The sequence below is a fragment of the Kineosporiaceae bacterium genome, from assembly GCA_016713225.1.
In the GTDB taxonomy this organism is placed as follows: domain Bacteria; phylum Actinomycetota; class Actinomycetes; order Actinomycetales; family Kineosporiaceae; genus JADJPO01.
On the sequence record JADJPO010000003.1, the window covers coordinates 243,311 to 257,247 of the forward strand.

At 71.0% G+C, this 13,937-nt stretch carries 11 protein-coding genes; 5 read left to right on the forward strand and 6 right to left on the reverse strand.

All coding sequences use genetic code 11. The features are described from left to right. Positions 1–199: 199 nt before the first annotated feature. From IPK24_12200 to IPK24_12215, 4 genes are all read left to right on the forward strand, one after another. Positions 200–2,107: a propionyl-CoA synthetase gene (locus IPK24_12200; GenBank protein ID MBK8076297.1), complete on the forward strand. Its 1,908-nt coding sequence runs from the start codon at positions 200–202 to the stop codon at positions 2,105–2,107. 232 nt (positions 2,108–2,339) lie between these two features. Then, complete coding sequence (locus IPK24_12205; protein ID MBK8076298.1) at positions 2,340–2,897, forward strand: PadR family transcriptional regulator; 558 nt, start codon at positions 2,340–2,342, stop codon at positions 2,895–2,897. Continuing rightward, complete coding sequence (locus tag IPK24_12210; GenBank protein MBK8076299.1) at positions 2,894–3,577, forward strand: ABC transporter ATP-binding protein; 684 nt, start codon at positions 2,894–2,896, stop codon at positions 3,575–3,577. The genes IPK24_12205 and IPK24_12210 overlap by 4 nt, the downstream gene beginning before the upstream one ends. Then, positions 3,574–5,070: a hypothetical protein gene (locus IPK24_12215; GenBank protein ID MBK8076300.1), complete on the forward strand. Its 1,497-nt coding sequence runs from the start codon at positions 3,574–3,576 to the stop codon at positions 5,068–5,070. The genes IPK24_12210 and IPK24_12215 overlap by 4 nt, the downstream gene beginning before the upstream one ends. A gap of 130 nt (positions 5,071–5,200) precedes the next feature. Here IPK24_12215 and IPK24_12220 read toward each other — a convergent pair whose 3' ends face one another. The 3 genes from IPK24_12220 to IPK24_12230 form a co-directional block, all read right to left on the reverse strand. Beyond that, the gene (locus tag IPK24_12220) at positions 5,201–5,779 is read right to left on the reverse strand and encodes a CDP-alcohol phosphatidyltransferase family protein (GenBank protein MBK8076301.1); all 579 of its coding nucleotides are present in this window, start codon (positions 5,777–5,779) and stop codon (positions 5,201–5,203) included. 128 nt (positions 5,780–5,907) lie between these two features. Then, positions 5,908–6,354 carry a peptidoglycan-binding protein gene (locus tag IPK24_12225; protein ID MBK8076302.1) on the reverse strand — a complete coding sequence of 149 codons (447 nt, stop codon included), beginning with the start codon at positions 6,352–6,354 and terminating at the stop codon, positions 5,908–5,910. Positions 6,355–7,466: 1,112 nt separating this feature from the next. After that, positions 7,467–8,045, reverse strand: a complete 579-nt coding sequence (locus tag IPK24_12230; GenBank protein ID MBK8076303.1) for a carbonic anhydrase — start codon at positions 8,043–8,045, stop codon at positions 7,467–7,469. Positions 8,046–8,235: 190 nt separating this feature from the next. Between IPK24_12230 and IPK24_12235 the strand changes: the two genes are divergently transcribed. Continuing rightward, complete coding sequence (locus IPK24_12235; GenBank protein ID MBK8076304.1) at positions 8,236–10,230, forward strand: hypothetical protein; 1,995 nt, start codon at positions 8,236–8,238, stop codon at positions 10,228–10,230. A gap of 330 nt (positions 10,231–10,560) precedes the next feature. On the opposite strand, the gene IPK24_12240 is transcribed toward IPK24_12235, so the two are convergent. From IPK24_12240 to IPK24_12250, 3 genes are read right to left on the reverse strand one after another with little or no spacing between them, the layout of a single operon-like run. Further along, entirely contained in the window at positions 10,561–12,015 is a 1,455-nt protein-coding gene (locus IPK24_12240; GenBank protein ID MBK8076305.1) for an FAD-dependent oxidoreductase, read from the reverse strand. Next, positions 12,000–13,403 carry an aspartate aminotransferase family protein gene (locus IPK24_12245; GenBank protein MBK8076306.1) on the reverse strand — a complete coding sequence of 468 codons (1,404 nt, stop codon included), beginning with the start codon at positions 13,401–13,403 and terminating at the stop codon, positions 12,000–12,002. The genes IPK24_12240 and IPK24_12245 overlap by 16 nt, the downstream gene beginning before the upstream one ends. Continuing rightward, positions 13,400–13,882 carry an Lrp/AsnC family transcriptional regulator gene (locus IPK24_12250; protein ID MBK8076307.1) on the reverse strand — a complete coding sequence of 161 codons (483 nt, stop codon included), beginning with the start codon at positions 13,880–13,882 and terminating at the stop codon, positions 13,400–13,402. Before IPK24_12250 ends, IPK24_12245 begins: the two co-directional genes overlap by 4 nt. Positions 13,883–13,937 lie beyond the last annotated feature (55 nt).

Consider the following 13,937-nt stretch of genomic DNA (forward strand, 5'->3'; position numbering starts at 1 on the left):
TGTGAGTCGCGGCCACTCGTCGCGTGAGTGAGTTACCTCACCGCTCTGGCCTATCCCGCCGCGGCCCGCGCCCGCGACGATGGCGCACGAGACGGGCGTTGACGATCGAGTCGAACCGTTGGGGTGCACACGATGCGAGGAAGCATCCCTGGGGTGGTGCGTCGATCAAGCCAGGGATGACGAGCGCACAGGAGCGCGAATGACTTCCACGCAGGTTGGTACTGGGGCATACGAAGCGGCCTTCCGCCGCAGCATCGAGGACCCGAGCGGGTTCTGGGGTGAGGCGGCCAAGGGGATCGACTGGGTGCAGGCGCCGACCCAGGTGCTCGACGACTCGAACCCCCCGTTCTACAAGTGGTTCCCCGATGGGGTCCTGAACACCTGCTACAACGCACTGGACCGCCACGTGATCAATGGCCGGGCCGACCAGCTCGCGCTGATCTACGACTCGCCGGTCACCGGCACCAAGCGCACCTACACCTACTCCGAGTTGCTCGAGCAGGTGGCCAAGTTCGCCGGCGTGCTGCGCAGCCAGGGTGTCGAGAAGGGCGACCGGGTGGTCGTCTACATGCCGATGGTGCCCGAGGCCGTCATCGCCATGCTCGCCTGTGCCCGCCTCGGCGCGATCCACTCCGTGGTCTTCGGCGGCTTCGCGCCGAACGAGCTGGCGATCCGGATCGACGACGCCACCCCCAAGGTGATCGTGTCGGCCTCCTGCGGCATCGAGACCTCGCGGGTGATCCCGTACAAGCCGATGCTGGACGCCGCCATCGAGCTGGCGCAGTCCAAGCCCGAGAAGACGATCATCTTGCAGCGGCCGCAGTCGGTCGCCGAGATGGGTCCGAACGACGTCGACTGGGCGGCTGCGATGGCCTCGGACGCGATCGCTCCCGCCGAGGCGGTGGCGGTCGGGGCCACCGACCCGCTGTACATCCTCTACACCTCGGGCACGACCGGTAAGCCCAAGGGCATCGTGCGCGACAACGGCGGGCACGCCGTCGCGTTGCACTGGTCGATGAAGAACATCTACGACATCAACCCGGGCGAGGTGTTCTGGGCCGCCAGCGACGTCGGCTGGGTGGTGGGTCACTCCTACATCGTCTACGGGCCGCTGCTGGCCGGGTGCACGACGATGGTCTACGAGGGCAAGCCGATCGGCACCCCGGACGCCGGGGCCTTCTGGCGGGTCATCTCCGAGTACGGCATCAGTGCGCTGTTCACCGCGCCGACCGCGTTCCGGGCCATCAAGAAGGAGGACCCGGACGCCTCACACCTGAAGCGGTACGACATGTCGTGCATGCGCACCCTGTTCCTGGCGGGGGAGCGACTCGACCCCGACACCTACGAGTGGGCCACCGAGGTGCTCGGCATGCCCGTGGTCGATCACTGGTGGCAGACCGAGACCGGCTGGGCGATCTGCGCGAACCTGCGTGGGCTCGACCCGCTGCCGATCAAGGCAGGCTCGCCGTCCGTGCCGGTGCCGGGCTACGACGTCCAGGTGCTGGACGAGACCGGCCAGGTGCTGGGCGCCGACGAAGAGGGCTCGATCTGCATCAAGATGCCGCTGCCCCCGGGCTGTCTGCCGACGTTGTGGCAGGACGACGAGCGGTACGACACCAGCTACATGACCACGTTCCCGGGGTGGTACCTGACCGGTGACGGTGGCTTCAAGGACGCCGACGGCTACGTCTACGTCATGGGCCGCACCGACGACGTCATCAACGTCGCCGGCCACCGGCTCTCGACGGGCTCGATGGAGGCCGTGCTCGCGCACCACCCCGCGGTCGCCGAGTGCGCCGTGGTCGGTGTGGCCGATCAGCTCAAGGGTCAGATCCCGCGCGGGTTCGTCGTCCTGAAGGCCGGTCTCGAGATCGACCCCGAGACGCTGCGTCAGGAGCTCGTCGCGCTGGTGCGCCAGCAGATCGGTGCGGTCGCGGCGTTGCGCGAGATCGACGTGGTCAAGGCGCTGCCCAAGACCCGCTCGGGCAAGATCCTGCGCAAGACCATGCGCGAGATCGCGGACGGCAAGACTCCTGCGGTCCCCAGCACCATCGAGGACCCCGGCGTCCTGGAGGCCCTGACCCCCATCCTCCTCCGCCACAACTGACCCACCCCAACCACCCCACCCCAACCCAACCAACCCAACCCGCTCATGCTCCGCGGGTGACTGCTCATGCTCCGCAGGGACCGCGTTGTCGGGCCGATTTCGGCTCGGGACGCATCACCTGCGGAGCATGAGCCGGTTTGGGGCCGGTACTGGTGACGCCGGTACTGATGACAGGGCGCAGGCGTGACGCAAGCTATTCACTGAATGAATACATCGTGTGTATAGTCGGCCCATGGCACTGGGCGAGGTGATGCTGGCGCTGCTGGACGGCGGGCCGCGCCATGGGTATGACCTGAAGCGCCATCACGACGAGTGGTTCCTCGATGCCCGCCCCCTGGCCTATGCACAGGTCTACGCCACCCTGGGTCGGCTCGAGCGCGACGGGCTCGTGGCAGTGGCGCACGTCGAGACCGGGGGTGGTCCCGAGCGCACGATCTACGAGCTGACCGGGGCCGGCCGTGATCGGATGACCGATTGGCTCGCCGAGCCGGTGGACGCCCCGCCGCCCGCCGCGGAAGAGATGATCCGCAAGCTGATCGCGGCCATCAGAACCGATCGCGACCCGGCCGGGCTGGTCGCTCGCCAGCGCGAGGTGTTGCTGCGACGGCTGCGCACCCTGACCGAACAAGCCGTCGCCACCTCGGCGTCGGCGTCGGCCGCGCACCCGGCCACCACCCTGATCCGCGAACACGCGATCACCCACCTGGACGCCGACCTGCGCTGGCTCGAGGCAGCCGGCCACCTGCTGGCGCACGCCCCCCACCGGGAGAGGACCGACGATCTGTCATGACGACCACTCCGGCGCTGTCGCTCGAGCGGGTTCAACACGCCTACCGCTCCACGGTCGCCCTGCGCGGGGTCGACCTCGAGGTCCAGGCCGGCGAGGTGGTCGCGATCACCGGGCCCAGTGGTTCGGGCAAGTCGACCCTGTTGCACCTCGCCGCCGGCCTCATGGTCGCCCAGACCGGACGGGTGCAGTTGCTCGGCCACGATCTGGCACGGATCAGCGACGCCGAGCGTGCTCGCCTGCGCCGGCGACAGGTGGGCATCGTGCTGCAGTTCGGCCAACTGGTGGGTGAGCTCGACGCGCTCGACAACGTGGCTTTGCCGCTGTTGCTCGAAGGTGAACCCCCGGACGCCGCGCGCGAGCTGGCGCGCGACTGGCTCGATCGGTGTGGGGCCGCCGAGGTGGCCGGCATGTTGCCGGCGGAGCTGTCCGGCGGGCAGGCCCAACGGGTGGCCGTCGCGCGCGCTCTGGTCACCGGGCCGCACGTGGTCTTCGCCGACGAGCCGACCGGAAGCCTCGATACCGCGGGCGGCCGGGAATTGTTGGGGCTGTTGCTGACTCGGGTCCGCGACAGCGCCGCCGCCCTGGTGATGATCACTCATGACAACACCGTGGCCGCGGTGGCCGACCGCGAGCTGCGGTTGGTGGATGGCGCCATCGCCTCGATGGCGATGTTGCGATGACTGCCGCCGATGCCGTGGTGCGCGCCGCGCTGCCCGGTGGCCCGAACCCGTCGCTGGGTCAGCGGTGGCGGGCGGCCTGGCAGCTCGGTCGATCGGTGCGTGCCGCCGGTACTCAGCGCACCCGCGACCGTTGGCTGGCGGCGGCCGTAGCCGGTGCCGGAACGCTGGGTATCGCGTCGGTGGGCATCGCGCTGATGTTCACCCAGTCCGAGGTCGAGTCCGTCGCGGACCCATCCGTCGGGACGGCGGTGGCGGAGGGGATCGCCGTCGTCCCGAGCTGGCAGTTGGCGCCCTATCTGGTCGAGCCTGGCCTGCGCGCTGGCGTCATGGCAGCGGCGCTCCTGCTCGCCGTCCCCGTCGTGGTCCTGGTCCTGCAGCTCGTGCGGTTCGGCGCGGCCGCGCGCGAACGACGGCTGGCGGCGCTGATCTTGAGCGGGGCGACGCGGGCCGACTGCCGCCGGATCGCCGTGAGCGAGGTGCTGCCGGCGGCGATGGTGGGAGCCCTGTTGGCCGGCCCGGCGTATGCGGTGTTGCTGGTACTGCTCGGGGTGATGCCACCCCCGGGCTGGAAGCTGCTGCCGCCGGCTCGTCCGGCGCTCGGGGCCGGATGGGCGGCGGCAGCTCTGGTGATGATCGTCGTGGTGGCGGCGTCGTCCGCTCGTGCCGGACGGGCGGTCGACCCGTCGGTCGTCAGCCCGCTGGGGGTGGTGCGGCGTGGACCGCGCCCGTTCCGGCGGCGGGCACTCCTGGTGCCGATCGGTTACCTGCTGGCGGCCGTTGCCGGGTTCATGCTGGCCCGGGTCGACGGTCTGCGCGATCTGGCGACCCTGACGTTCCCCCTCGGACTGGCCGGGGCGGCGATCACGACCGGCCCGGCGATCATGGTTCTGCTCGGACGCCGCCGCCTGAGATCCCCGGACGTGGCCGAACGCATCGTCGGACGACGCCTGGTCGCCGACCCCTGGACCCCCGGGCGGGTGGCCGGGGTGCTGCTCGCCTGCGGTGTCACCCTCGCGGTGTGCCTCGTCGGGTCGGCCTCGCTGGTGCAGGACAACCTGCACGGCGGCGAGTACGACCTGGGGTTCTACCTGGGCGGGTTCGCTCTCGCCGGGGCGGCCACGGTGGTGGTCGCCGTGGTCGCGGCCGCCTCCATGATGAGCGGCACGGTGGAGCAGGTGCTCGACTCCCGCCGGCCCACGGCATCCCTGGTGGCGCTCGGTGCCTCGCAACACCTGGTCGAGAGCCTGGTTGCGCGCCAGCTGCGTGCTGCGGCCGTGCCACCGTGTGTTGCCGGCGCCGTCCTCGGATGGGTGGCGACCGGACTCATCTTCCGACTCGGGGTCGAACCGATCGGGTGGCCGGTGTGGCTGACGCTGCCTGCGGCCGTGATCGTGGCTGGTGGGTTGGCATGGCTGGCCGCGACGGTGGTGAGTCGGGTGCTGCGCGGCGAGGTCAGCGCAGCGGCGTCCATCGAGAACCTCCGCACCCCCTGAACCACCCGGAACCCGCTCATGCTCCGCGGGTGACGTTCCGAGGGCCGGGAACGGCCCCGACATGCGTCGGCTGCGGAGCATGGGCGGTCACCCGCGGAGCATGAGCGGGTTTGGGGGTCAGGGTTGGGGGTCAGGGTTGGGGGTCAGGGGTGAGCTGGAGCAGGCGGTGTGTGGAGTAGGCCTTGACGGCTACTTGGGCCAGGGCGATCACGACGGCCAGAACCGGCTGGTCGGCGGCGGCGGCGAGGATCACGCCGGCGGTGTTCAGCGCCTTGGCCGGCTTGGACCAGTTCCAGCGGAAGATGATCCGGTCGATCAGGTAGAAGTCGTTGGGGCCCTTCACCGGCCAGCGCAGGAACGACAGCGACAGCGCGCCGTCCAGCACCATGAACTGCAGCAGGAAGATCGCCAACGCCGGCCACAGCTCGGGCCGGATCACCCCCAGCGCCAGCGCACAGCACGCTCCGCAGGCTCGGTCGGCGACGATGTCGAGCACCGCGCCGATGCGGGTCTCCTGGTCCAGAGCCCGGGCGATCGCGCCGTCCGCGATGTCGCCGATCCAGTAGGTCAGGTACCCCGCGATCAGCAGCTCGGGTGAGGCCTGTACCGCGGCCGCCATGGCCAGCGGGACGGCGATGAGGGTGCGGATCGCGGTGACCAGGTTGGCCCAGGTGCGGGTGGTCTCGCGCCGGCCGGCCAGGCCGAGCACGCTGCCGTCGGTCGTCAGCCCCCGCTCACTCACGTGTCGACCCTAACCGGGGCGGCCCCAGCAGGTAGAGGCGAGGATCGGGCACGCCGTCGATGATCCCTCGACCCAGGATCAGCCGATCAGCAGGTTCAGCCGATCAGCACCTTCCAGGTGGCGGGCCCGACCACACCGTCCGGGGTCAGCTTGTGTGCCTTCTGGTAGGCGATCACCGCTGCCGTCGTCGCGGGGCCGAAGTACCCGTTGGCTCCCGCCACGTGCAGTGCCCGCTGCAGGGCGAGGACGGCGGCACCGCTCGAGCCGGGGCGCAACACGGTGCCGGCATGGGGGCGCAACGTGGCGGCGGCCGAGCTGGTCAGCGACCCACCTGCCGTGCCGCCGCCGTTGGACTGGGCGCCGGACGGCGGGCTCGCCGTCGGAGGTTTCGCCAGGCTCTCCCGCGCGATCCGGGCGGCGATCAGCCCGCGCCAGCTCGCGGCGTCCAGGGCACCGGTGGCCGGCAGGCCTCGCGCCCGCTGCACTGCGCTGACCGCGGCCACGGTCGCCGGGCCGTATCTGCCGTCCGTGGTCAGCCCCAGGCCACCTTGCACGGCTCGAACGATCACTCCGTTCGAGCCAGCGCCGAGCGTGGCGCCGCTGTAGCGCACCAGGGCGGCCAGGGCCGACGAGGCCCCGGCGGGCGCCGCCACGGTGGGGTGTGCCGGGCAGGGGGTGGCGCGCGCCGTGGTGTAGCCGCCGGCCCAGTTCAGATCGCTCGGGGCGCAGGGGCCGTAGTCGGTGGCCGCCACCGTACGCGTCCAGAACGAGGTGCGCTTCATCGTCCCCGCCCAGGACAGCGAGATGTGGATGTGGTCTCGGTGGCAGGTGGTGTCGGCGCTCGGGTCGGGCCGCAGCGCGCACGTGCCGTAGGCCCGCCAGCCGGCGTCGGGGTTGTAGGAGCCCCAGATGCGGTTGTTCCAGATCACGTACATGACGCCGAGTCGGCGGGCGTTGGCGTACCGGTTGCCCGCGGCGTCCGAGGCGAACAGCCAGTTCAGGACGGCAGTGGCGCGGGCCGCCTGATCGGGCTTGCGCACGCTGACGAACCAGTCGACGGCCCGCCCCTCGTAGTGCTCGCTGGCCATGCCGTCGGCGCCGCAGTCGCGCGCGATGCTGTAACTGGTGCCGGCGTAGGTGGCGCGCAGCAGGTCGCCGAGGGCCACGGCGCCCGGGGTCGACGCCGGGCGGCAGGAGACCTGTGGCAGGTAAGGCGACAGCGGCTCGATGGCCGTGGGAAGGCCCGAGGGCACCGCTGGGACGGGGACTGCGGCCGTGGAGACACTCGCCGCCAGGACGGCCGAAGGAGCGCGCGTCCCCCCGGCCGACGGCAGAGTGGCAGCCTTCGCATCTGCCAGCGTGCCGGACAACACCATGGCCGCCACGCCACCGGCTACCGCGCTGGCCCAGGCCTGACGTCGGCGGCGCAGGCCCGGGTCGTCCTGGCCCGGGGCGTGACGTCCCGCGTGATGTCGTCCTGCCCCGGCATGTCGGCCGACAACCATGGCGCCCCTCCGTGAGCCCGGCGGGGAGTTCCCTCTCCCCAGTGATGCAGGGACCCCGTCGGCGGAAGGGCGGCGCAGAGCACGGTTGTGCTCGAGGTTCGCTGAGCTGGACTACTCGGTGCAGGCTCGCCGGGGAACACGGAACCCGGTCAGCGGGCGGCCCCGACCGTGGTGGCCTCGGGCACCTCGATCAACCGGCCGGTGCGCACGTCGTAGAGGTAGCCGTGGATCGGGATGCTGCCCGGAACCAGCCGACTGTCCCGGATCCGCCGGACGTCGTCCACCACGGCCCCGGTCTGGTCGCTGATCGTCAGCCAGTCGACGTAGGCGGCCTCGGTGCTGCCCGGGCCGGTACCGACGTCGTGGAAGCCGTTCTCGCCCATTGCGGCGGTCTCGAGGCTGTTGGCCAGCAGGCCCCGCATCACCTCGTCGGTGAAGAACTCCATGCCGCAGTCGGTGTGGTGGACGACGAACCACTCCTGGGTGCCCAGCAGCTTGTACGAGATCACCAGCGAGCGGATCGCATCGTCGCTCGCCCGGCCACCGGCATTGCGGATCACGTGGGCGTCGCCCTCGCTCAGGCCGGCGTACTTGGCCGGGTCGAGCCGGGCATCCATGCAGGTGAGGATGGCGAATCGGCGCGCCGGGGGCAGCGCCAGCTCGCCCTTGGCGCCGAAGTCGGCCGAGTAGGCGGCGTTGGCGTCGAGCACTTCCTGGAGCACGGACATGAGGTCTCCCGGGATCATCAATCGATTGAAAGTTCATCGAAAACATAGGGTATTCGGCGGTGATTCGCCTGCCGAGTTCCCGCCCGAGCTCGAGCTCGGGCGGGGAGTGGCGGGACGCCTCGGTGAGTTCGTCACTGAACCTACTAGCTCATCCCTTGATATCGAACGTATGTTCGATTAGACTAGTTCCATGTCCGTGATGCAAGCGTGCTTCGCCGAGTCGGGTGATGCCGACGAGGTGGCTGCGCTGCGCGCGGAGTGTGCCCTGTTGCGGGCGCGCGATGGTGAGCTGCGGACGGCGTGTGGTCGTCTGGAGCGGCGCGTGAGCCGGTTGAGTGAGGAACAGGAGTGGGCCGCCCGCCGGATCGCTCGGCTCACCGATCGGTGCGCCCACCTGGCCGGGCTGGTGCCGGTGAGTGCCCTGACCACGCTGCCTGCCGGGAACGCATCGGACGAGGAGCGTTCGCCGGCGATCGTTGGCGCAGCCGACAGCGGGCGCCGGCCGGACGGCGTGAACGCACCGGGTGGGCCGAGCCCCGCGGACGCCCTTCGCGGACCGGACGGGGTGAGCATCGTCGGTGAGCCAGGCCCGGAGGGGTTGGTGGCGGCCCTGGCCGGTGAGGCTGGTGCCCGGTTGGCGGCAGCGGTGCAGACCGCGGTCGGTGACCTGGCCGCCCTGTCCGTGCCCGACCCCGACGCGGGCGTCGAACTGGGATGCCTGGCCGACCTGCCCGACCGGGCCGTGGCCGACCTGGCCGCTGCGGGGTGTCGGGTGGCGACCTGGGCGAAACTCGCCGCCACCGTCGCGGCCGAGGAGTTGGTCACCCGGTGGGAGAACGGCGCCGCCGACGAGCAGGCCAGCCCGGTCAACGCCCAGCCGGTGTTCCCCGACCACGACCTGGGCTACCGCGCCGCGATCGCCGAGACCGCCGCCACCTGCCTCCTCGCCGAGACCACCCTGGCGGCACGGGTGGACACCCTGCGCGAACTGCCCACCCGCCTGCCCGGGCTGTGGCACCTGCTGGCCACCGGGACCGTGGACATCGACACCGCCCGTCTGGTCCAGGCCAAGACCCGCCACCTGCCCGGCGAGACCCTGACGCGGCTGGAACCGCAGCTGCTGGTCAAGGTGGTCGCGTTGACCTACGGTCAACTCGCCGCCTGGCTCGACCGAGTGGTCGCCAAGGCCGATCCGCGGGACCTGGCCGAACAGATCGCCGACAACATCGAACGCCGCCGCGTCGCGTTCCGTACCGCCGGCCCCGGGACCGGGCGGATGACGTTGACCGCCTCGGTCGCCGACATCGAGGCAATCCAGATGACCCTGCTCGCTCACGCCTCCGCCGGCGATGACCCCGACCAGCCCCGCCCCACCGCCGCGATCCGCGCCGACATCATCACCGACCTCATCACCGGCACCCACCCCACCACCCACCCCGGCACCGGGGCCGGGACCGGGACCGGGACCACCGATCCCGCGAGGGAGCCCGAAGCGGAGACCGAATCCCCCGCCGACGCAGCAGCAGACGATGACGCCCAAGCCGAGGCCCATGCCCAGCCCGACGCGAACGCCGAATCGGCGGCAGACGCCGCCTCCGCGCCCGACGCCGAGCCGGAGGCCGAGTTCGACACCGAGGCCAGATCCGAGACCCAGGCAGAGGCCGAGGCCAACGACGTGCCCGACACCCACACCGGCACCGGCACGTGCACCCCAACCGCCGCAGCCGGCCCAACCCGGGCCAGGGTGCCCGCCGACGCCGTCTGGTGGCTGCCGACCACCCCAACCCTTCACAGCGGACTCCCTCGCATCGCTGCCCGGACCCCGAGTCCACATCACCGTGCCCCTGTCCGCCGTCCTCGGCGGCGACGGCATCGGCGAGGCCAACGACTACGGACCACTCACCGCATCCGCCATCCGCGAACTGCTCGCCGGGCTGCATCGGATGGGCGTCACCGCGACCTGGCGGTGCCTGATCACCGACGACACCCCCGGCTCACCCACCCACGGCACGGTCCTGGGCATCGGGAAGGCACCCCAGGCCCTGGTCCGCACCGCCACCGGCCTACTGCGCGAACTCGTCCAGGCCCGCGAACAGTGCTGCACCTTCCCCGGCTGCCGCCGCCGCGCGGTGACCTGCGAGATCGACCACCGCATCCCCCACAGCGACGGTGGACCCACGTGTGAATGCAACCTGCACCCACTCTGCAAGCACCACCACCGACTCCGGGAACGAGGGTTCACCCCCACCCTGGTCGACCCCGGCACCGGACTGCCCATCACCCAATGGGTCACCCCCACCGGCAGGACCATCCGGACCGAGAGCGAACACCCACCCTTCTGAGACACCTGGGTTGCTGGGACGATTCCTCGGGTCGACAGGCCGGCGTCCGCTGTGGCCACCGTGGCTTCGCCGAGCCCGTTCCGCCGCGGCCTCAACGACACCAGACCCGATCGACGAGGCCTACCACGTCACCCTGCTGCCGAAACCGCCGCCCGGACTGGTGCCTCGTCTGGTCAGTGCCCCAGGAACGGTGCCATCACCCGCGCCAGGACGCTCGACCGGCCGGTGAGTCGCTCCTCGGTGTCGGCCGCGGTCATGGTGTGCAGCCCGGCGTTCACGGCGAGCCAGCGCAGCGGCTCGGGCTCCCACGAACGCCAACGGTGGTTGACCCAAGGCAGCGCCGTCGCCTCGCTCTTGACCCCGCGGATCAGGTCGGCCAGGGTCCGGCCGGCCAGGTTCGCCGTCCCGACGCCGTCCCCGACGTAGCCGCCGGCCCAACCGAAGCCGGTCGCCGGGTCGATCCCCACGCTGGAGTGCCAGTCGCGCGAGATGCCCAACGGCCCGCCCCAGGCGTGAGTGAACTCGGCGCGGCCCAGGGCTGGGAACAGTTCGCGTGCGGTGGCCTGCAGAGCGGTGAACACGGCTGGGTCGCGATCGAAGCGCGGCTCGATCGCCGAGCCGAAGTGATAGGGCGCGCCGCGGCCACCGAACACCAGCCGGTCGTCCGCCGTGCGCTGGCCGTAGATGATCAGGTGGCGGTGGTCGTTGACCGTCTGCCCCCGCTCCAGCCCGATCTCGGCCCACGTCGAGGCCGGCAACGGCTCGGTGGCCACCATCAGGGAGTACACCGGGATCAGGGCGCGGGCCGGGTTCGGCAGCGGCCGGGCGCCTGCGCTCGGGGTTCCCGGGACGCCCGGCGTGATCGGCAGCGTGCCGGTCCAGGCCTCGATCGCCCGGACGACGTGAGCCGCGCGCACCGTGCCCCGCTCGGTGATCACCCGGCTGGTACCCGAGCCCAGCTCGACCCGCAGCGCCGGGGTGTGCTCGGCGATCCGGCCGCCGCGCCGTTCGACCGCCCGGGCCAGACCGCGTACCAGTCGCGCGGGGTGGATCCGGGCGCAGTGCGGGGTGTAGGTCGCCCCGAGCAGGTTCGAGGTGCGCACGTGCTCGGCCGCGGCGTCCGGATCGAGGAAGCTCACCTCGTCGATGCCGTCGAAGGCGGCATCACCGGCAACGTCCTCGTGCGCCCGGCGCAACTGCACCTCGGTGCGGGCCACGCTGATGGTGCCGCCGCGGGCATAGTGCGCGTCGATGCCCTCGAGGTCGGCCACCCGGCCGACCTCGCGCACCGTCTCGTGCATCGCCCGCCGCATGGCCAGCGCCGCATCGCGGCCGTACCGGCGGGCGAGCGAGGCGGTCGAGCGCGGGAACAGCGCCGAGCACCAGCCGCCGTTGCGGCCGCTGGCACCGAACCCGGCGATCTGCGCCTCGAGCAGGACGACGCGCAGCGCCGGGTCGGCGTCCAGCAGGTAGTACGCCGTCCAGAGACCGGTGTACCCGGCGCCGATGATGCAGACATCGACGTCGAGGTCGCCGTCCAACCCCGGGCGAGGGCGCAGATCGTCCTCGCCCGAGGCGATCAGGCTCTCGTGCCAGAACGACGGCGTCGAACTCACAGCCGGGACCATGCCTCCGTGAGGACCGAGCGCAGCGTCGAGGTGATGTCGTCGATCTCGCTCTGCCCGATGATCAGCGGGGGAGCGAGCTGGACCACCGGGTCGCCCCGGTCGTCGGCGCGGCAGTACAGCCCGGCGTCGAACAGCGCCTTGGAGAGGAACCCGCGCAGCAGGCGCTCACTCTCGTCGTCGTTGAACGTCTCACGCGTGGTCTTGTCCTTGACCAGCTCGATGCCGTAGAAGAAGCCCTCACCCCGGACGTCGCCGACGATCGGGAGGTCGAGCAGGCTCTCGAGGGAGGCCCGGAACGCCGGCGCGGTGCTGCGCACGTGGTCGTACAGACCCTCGCGCTCGAAGATGTCGAGGTTGGCCATCGCCACGGCGGCCGAGACGGGGTGGCCGCCGAAGGTGTACCCGTGCGGAAAGTACGTGGTGCCCTTGCTGAACGGCTCGAAGATCCGCTCACTCGCGATCATCGCGCCGATGGGGGCGTACCCACTGCTCATGCCCTTGGCGCAGGTGATCATGTCGGGCACGTAGCCCAGGTCGTTGCAGGCGAACATGCCGCCGATGCGACCGAACGCGCAGATGGTCTCGTCCGAGACCAGCAGCACGTCGTACTGATCGCAGATCTCGCGCACCCGCTCGAAGTACCCGGGCGGCGGCGGGAAGCAGCCACCGGAGTTCTGCACCGGCTCGAGGAACACCGCGGCCACGGTGTCGGGGCCCTCGAACTCGATCGCCTCGGCGATGCGCTCGGCCGCCCACAAACCGAACGCCTTCGGGTCCTCGCGCAGGTGCTCGGGTGCCCGGTAGAGGTTGGTGTTGGGCACCTTGAACCCGCCCGGCACCAGCGGCTCGAACATCTGCTTGGCCTCGGGGATGCCGGTGATCGACAGCGCGCCCTGGGGGGTGCCGTGGTAGGCCACGTTGCGTGAGATGACCTTGTGTTTCATCGGCTTACCGACGAGCTTCCAGTACTGCTTGGCCAGCTTCCACGCGGTCTCGACGGCCTCACCGCCACCGGTGGTGAAGAAGACCCGGTTCAGGTCACCGGGGGCCTCGGCGGCCAGGCGCTCGGCCAGCTCGATCGCCCGCGGGTGGGCGTAGGACCACAGCGGGAAGAACGCCAGCTCCCGCGCCTGCATCGCGGCGGCATCGGCGAGCTCCTGGCGGCCGTGGCCCACCTGCACGGTGAACAACCCGGCCAGGCCGTCGAGGTAGCGGCGGCCCTGGTCGTCCCAGATGTAGGCACCCTCGCCGCGCACGATCACCGGCACGTGACCCTCACCGTCGATGAAGGTCGAGTGGCGCGTGAAGTGCATCCAGAGGTGGTCACGCGCCCGGTCCGCGAGCCGGTCGGGGCCGGGCTCGGAGAAGGCCTGCGGTGTGATCGTCATCGGGTACCCCAGTTGTAGTGCTGCTTGCGCAGTCTCAGGTAGACAAAGGTTTCGGTGGTGCGCACACCCGGCAGGCACCGGATGCGCTGGACCAGGACGTCGAGCAGGTGGTCGTCGTCCTCACAGACCACCTCGGCCAGCAGGTCGAACGAGCCGGCGGTGACCACGACGTAGGACACCTCGGACAGCTCGGCGAGCCGGTCGGCCACCGTGGTCATGTCGCCCTCGACCCGGACGCCGATCATCGCCTGGCGGTGGAAGCCGACCTGAAGCGGGTCGGTCACCGCCACGATCTGCATCACGCCGGACTCCAGCAGGCGTTGTACCCGCTGGCGCACGGCAGCCTCGGACAGGCCCACGGCCTTGCCGATCGCGGCATACGGACGACGGCCGTCCTCCTGCAGCTGCTCGATGATCCGTTTGGAGATCTCGTCGAGCGGTGCCGCAGCGGGTGACGGTCGTTCTGCCCGGTTGCCCATCGCCAGATCCTGACAACGGTCTGGTCATCTGGCAAGCGATTCCGTTGTCATAGCC

Excerpts from the sequence above, each read along its gene's own strand:
- IPK24_12250 (MBK8076307.1), bottom strand. The coding sequence starts at position 13,882 with ATGGGCAACCGGGCAGAACGACCGTCACCCGCTGCGGCACCGCTCGAC.
- IPK24_12215 (MBK8076300.1), top strand. The coding sequence starts at position 3,574 with ATGACTGCCGCCGATGCCGTGGTGCGCGCCGCGCTGCCCGGTGGCCCG.
- IPK24_12245 (MBK8076306.1), bottom strand. The coding sequence starts at position 13,403 with ATGACGATCACACCGCAGGCCTTCTCCGAGCCCGGCCCCGACCGGCTC.
- IPK24_12205 (MBK8076298.1), top strand. The coding sequence starts at position 2,340 with ATGGCACTGGGCGAGGTGATGCTGGCGCTGCTGGACGGCGGGCCGCGC.
- IPK24_12210 (MBK8076299.1), top strand. The coding sequence starts at position 2,894 with ATGACGACCACTCCGGCGCTGTCGCTCGAGCGGGTTCAACACGCCTAC.
- IPK24_12240 (MBK8076305.1), bottom strand. The coding sequence starts at position 12,015 with ATGGTCCCGGCTGTGAGTTCGACGCCGTCGTTCTGGCACGAGAGCCTG.
- IPK24_12235 (MBK8076304.1), top strand. The coding sequence starts at position 8,236 with ATGTCCGTGATGCAAGCGTGCTTCGCCGAGTCGGGTGATGCCGACGAG.
- IPK24_12200 (MBK8076297.1), top strand. The coding sequence starts at position 200 with ATGACTTCCACGCAGGTTGGTACTGGGGCATACGAAGCGGCCTTCCGC.
- IPK24_12230 (MBK8076303.1), bottom strand. The coding sequence starts at position 8,045 with ATGTCCGTGCTCCAGGAAGTGCTCGACGCCAACGCCGCCTACTCGGCC.